General features: G+C 52.9%; 4 protein-coding genes. 2 read left to right on the top strand and 2 right to left on the bottom strand.

The window, feature by feature from the left end:
* Positions 1–544 precede the first annotated feature (544 nt).
* Both ruvC and bchI read right to left on the bottom strand, forming a co-directional pair.
* Positions 545–1,087, bottom strand: coding sequence for a crossover junction endodeoxyribonuclease RuvC (ruvC, locus tag IGR76_17025; protein ID MBF2080165.1), 543 nt, complete (start codon positions 1,085–1,087; stop codon positions 545–547).
* Positions 1,047–2,165 carry a magnesium chelatase ATPase subunit I gene (gene bchI / locus IGR76_17030; GenBank protein ID MBF2080166.1) on the bottom strand — a complete coding sequence of 373 codons (1,119 nt, stop codon included), beginning with the start codon at positions 2,163–2,165 and terminating at the stop codon, positions 1,047–1,049. The genes ruvC and bchI overlap by 41 nt, the downstream gene beginning before the upstream one ends.
* Before the next feature lie 219 nt (positions 2,166–2,384).
* Between bchI and ccsB the strand changes: the two genes are divergently transcribed.
* Both ccsB and tilS read left to right on the top strand, forming a co-directional pair.
* Entirely contained in the window at positions 2,385–3,392 is a 1,008-nt protein-coding gene (ccsB, locus tag IGR76_17035) for a c-type cytochrome biogenesis protein CcsB (protein ID MBF2080167.1), read from the top strand.
* A 56-nt stretch (positions 3,393–3,448) separates the two neighbouring features.
* Positions 3,449–4,432, top strand: a complete 984-nt coding sequence (gene tilS / locus IGR76_17040) for a tRNA lysidine(34) synthetase TilS (GenBank protein ID MBF2080168.1) — start codon at positions 3,449–3,451, stop codon at positions 4,430–4,432.
* The last annotated feature ends 77 nt before the right edge of the window (positions 4,433–4,509 follow it).

Consider the following 4,509-nt stretch of genomic DNA (forward strand, 5'->3'; position numbering starts at 1 on the left):
ATGTAGCTGCTTCAGCCATTCTCATTAACAATTCTTATTGCGGTGACCAGGTACGTTGGGACATCTGAACGGTAGACCTACAGGATAAAAGACTGCTCTACCATAGCGAATGGTCAATTAGAATGAAATAGCCCTAGGGAAATTAGACAGGCGGTGATACTTTGTGATTCTAAAAATACTGTCCAATAAGCACTCCAGGAATATTGATTATGAGGAGTCACTTCTAGGAAATGAGCGATTTTTTCCCGTAATTTGAGTCTAATTATCGATGATCGGGTATTGGTGGGATTTTCTCCCGCTTCGATCGCAGAGATTATAGCTATTGCCATCTAGCTTAGGATATGGACATTTTCGCCGCCCCACCAAAATGTCCTAATCGAGATGGCTAGCGCCATAACATTCAAGCTGGGGAATTACTCGATCTTTTTCAATATTCCGGTAAAGCGGCTGTGTGTGTTCATGGACTACTAGCGTGTCCACAATGCTACGGATTGTACTGTATTCAATCTCGACCTTGAGTTAATGGGTGTATGATTGCATCGCATCACTCATTATGAAACCAAGCCGTAAGTGCAAGGGCAAGGGCATCGGCGGCATCATCGGGACGGGGAAGCTGATCCAGTTTGAGTTCGTGGGCTACGGATTGCTGAACTTCATGCTTTTGGGCATTTCCGTATCCTGTGAGCGCTTGTTTGACCTGGGCAGGGGTGAATTCGATGAGAGGCACTTGATGCTGAGCTAATACCAGCATGATCACCCCTCGTGCTTGGGCAACTAGGATGGTATTGCCCATCCGATAGAAGAAGAACTTTTCAATGGCGACGAGATCGGGCTTCCAGTGGCTTAGGAGTTTGTGGAGGTCGTCGTAGAGCATACAAAGGCGATCGCCCACGTCGGTATGGGCTGGCGTTTGGATCACGCCAAAGTCGAGGGCATCAATCGTCGCTGACTGGCGTACCGTTGATGAAGAAGAACCCTGGATCATGCCAAATCCCATGATGGCGAGTCCAGGGTCAATTCCTAAAATCCGTTTTTCAGATGGCACGTTATCGGATGGCAGGGACGGCACCGTTGGTTGCGGCTTCATCAGGATCGGCAACACCAAACACTTGGCTAAAGACTTTGCCGACTTTATAGCCGGAATCGATGGATTCTAGCGGATCTTTTCGCAATCGGTGGCGCAGGCACAGGACAATGACGCGACGGATATCGTCTACGGTTACTTCGGTGCGTCCTTCAAAGGCAGCGATGGCCTTTGCCGCTCGGTTCGTCACAATATCGCCGCGTAGACCATCCACATCCAGTTCTGAGCAGACCTGGGAAATATGAACCTTCAGGTCTTGGGCGATTGTGACGGAGGGCAATAACGCCTGCGCCTGAATGAGGCGTTGCTGGAGAGCATCTTGTTCAGTTTTGTAGTGCTCCAAAAAGGCTTCTGGATTTTGATCAAAGTCTGAACGTTGTTCAACAATCTGCACGCGCAAGGTTGGATCTTTAACGGTGCGGATCTCGGCGTGCATCCCAAAGCGATCAAGGAGTTGGGGACGGAGTTCGCCTTCTTCTGGGTTGCCAGAGCCGACGAGGACGAAGCGGGCAGGGTGACGGATTGAAATCCCTTCCCGTTCTACAGTGTTCCAACCGGATGCAGCGGAGTCGAGCAGAACGTCTACAAGGTGGTCGTCTAGCAGATTCACCTCATCGACGTAGAGGATGCCGCGATTGGCCTTGGCTAGCAAACCGGGTTCAAAGGCCTTGATCCCTTCGGACAGCGCTTTTTCAATATCAATCGTGCCACAGACCCGATCTTCCGTTGCGCCTAGGGGTAAGTCCACCATGGGCACTTTTTTCTGAACGGTGGGTAATTCTGCGTGTTCCTGGAGCTTTTGCCTGAGTTCATCGCTCATCAGGCTTTCGTCTTGGGGATCGCTGTTGAACGGATCGTCTGCGACCACGGTAATTTCAGGAAGTACGTCCGCTAGGGCACGAATGGTGGTGGATTTGCCTGTGCCGCGATCGCCCATGATCATGACCCCGCCAATTTTGGGATCAATGACGTTCAGCAACAGAGCCAGTTTCATTTCCTCTTGACCGACAATGGCGGTGAAGGGAAACACGGCGCGGCGGTGGGTTCGACTGGAAGCAGAAGGTACAGCAGTGGAGGTCACAGAACCAAATTTGAATACTAAACAACGTCAAAATACTCAGTATCTCTCATTCTTACATACAGGCGGGAGGGTTCAGCGTCGGGTTTGGAGAATTCCTTTGGATAATTCTGGGGATTCAATCGCTGGATTCTACAGATTGTGAGTCAAGACTCGCTAGGATAGAGAAACGGACTTGAAATCCACACTTCGTACGCAATCGATTTTTGGGAGAACATGGGCATGGACTTGGTGACGCTTCAGAGCTGGCTGGATAACGCTTCGTTTGCCGTTCTGTTTATCACCATGCTGCTGTACTGGGGGAGCGTTGCTTTTCCGAGAATTCCCTATTTGGCCTTGCTCGGTACGGCGGGAATGGCGATCGCCAATCTTTGTATCGCCGCTTTGTTAGGGGCACGCTGGATTGATGCCGGATATTTTCCCCTCAGTAATTTGTACGAGTCTTTATTTTTCATTGCGTGGGGGATTACAGCGGTTCACCTCATCGCTGAGCGGATGACTCGGAGTTCCCTTGTGGGGGCAGTCACGTCACCAGTGGCGATGGGAATCACGGCGTTTGCAGCCTTGTCTCTGCCAGCTCAAATGCAGTTTTCTGAGCCGCTAGTTCCAGCGTTGAAGTCTAATTGGCTGATGATGCACGTTAGCGTGATGTTGTTGAGCTATGCAGCGCTGATGGTGGGTTCGGTGATGGCGATCGCCTTTCTGATCGTGACCCGGGGGCAGGAGATTGAACTGCGGGGAAGTTCGGTAGGAACGGGATCGTTCCGCCAAGGGCGTTACCAACCCAAGGCGATGTCCCAGGATGTAGCCTCGGATGAGCCTGTATCGACATCCAGTGGTGCAACCGCTGTTCTCCAAGCGCCGCCCCCCGTGAAGTCAGGGGCAACCTTGTCGCTGACGCCCCAACGCCTGACCTTAGCGGATACGCTGGACAACATTAGTTACCGAATCATTGGTTTAGGGTTTCCGCTGCTCACCATTGGCATCATTGCGGGTGCGGTCTGGGCGAACGAAGCTTGGGGATCTTACTGGAGCTGGGATCCGAAGGAAACGTGGGCACTCATTACTTGGCTGGTGTTCGCGGCGTACCTTCACGCGCGGATCACACGCGGATGGCAAGGGCGGCGTCCGGCTATTCTCGCGGCGTCTGGATTTTTAGTGGTGTGGATCTGTTATCTCGGTGTGAATCTTCTGGGTAAAGGGTTGCACAGTTACGGCTGGTTTTTCTAGATGGGTGATGGTTGGGTAGTACGTCTTTCGTAGTGCTGGGGCGAGGGTGAGCCGTTATGACTACTGCCTGGACTCCCTTTCACGCCCAACTGCACCGCACGCTACGACAACGGCAATTGCTTCCAAACGGTTGTACGGTGCTGATGGCAGTGTCCGGCGGACAGGATTCGTTAGCCCTCGCTGCCCTGCTGCGGGACTTACAGCCCAAGTGGGATTGGCACCTAGCGATCGCCCATTGTAACCATCGCTGGCGATCGGACTCGGCGGAGAATGCGGCTCACGTTCTAAGGCTGATGGCAGAGTGGGGGTTGACCGCTTACGGTGAAGTTACTCTAGATCCTCCGGCGACGGAAGCGGACGCACGCCATTGGCGATATGCGGTTCTGACTCAGTTGGCACAATCTCACGGATACTCCCATGTCGTGACCGGACACACCGCCAGCGATCGTGCCGAAACGTTGCTCTACAATCTGGCGCGCGGCAGTGGGATGGAGGGATTGCAGGCATTAGGGTGGGAACGGGAGTTAGGAAATGGAATTCGCCTAGTACGTCCGTTGCTGGAGTTTCGGCGATCGGATACGGCTCGAATTTGCCGAGTGTTGAATTTGCCGATTTGGGAGGACAGCACCAATCGGGATGTTCGCTATGCCCGAAATCGCATTCGCCATGAAGTCTTGCCTATGCTGCAAATGTACTTGAACCCTCAGGTGGAGATGCATCTGGCGCAAACGGCTGACATTCTCGCGTCGGAGGTGGAGTATTTGAACCAGCAGGCGATCGCCCTGTATCAAACGGCGGTGGATCTGCAGACCGGTTTGCCGCGACTCCACCGGATCGTGCTGCGAGATGCGTCACTAGCGCTGCAACGTCGTGTTCTCCGCCATTGGTTAAGGCAATTTGACATCCATCCGACCTTTGAGCACACCGAGAAATGTGTTGAGTTGATTACGGCTCCCAATCGTAGCCAAACGGATCCCTTCCCCGGAGGAGCGATCGCTCAGGTCTCCGGGGACTGGATCCGGTTGGAACAGAGATTGTAAGCAGAACCTTGGACAGGCTTACCCTCGATCTATATCACTCCGGTTAACCCTGTCCTGCTGGGGAAAGGCTCTTAGGG

The sequence above is a fragment of the Synechococcales cyanobacterium T60_A2020_003 genome (assembly GCA_015272205.1).
Taxonomy (GTDB): domain Bacteria; phylum Cyanobacteriota; class Cyanobacteriia; order RECH01; family RECH01; genus JACYMB01.

Excerpts from the sequence above, each read along its gene's own strand:
- tilS (MBF2080168.1), top strand. The coding sequence starts at position 3,449 with ATGACTACTGCCTGGACTCCCTTTCACGCCCAACTGCACCGCACGCTA.
- ruvC (MBF2080165.1), bottom strand. The coding sequence starts at position 1,087 with ATGAAGCCGCAACCAACGGTGCCGTCCCTGCCATCCGATAACGTGCCA.
- ccsB (MBF2080167.1), top strand. The coding sequence starts at position 2,385 with ATGGACTTGGTGACGCTTCAGAGCTGGCTGGATAACGCTTCGTTTGCC.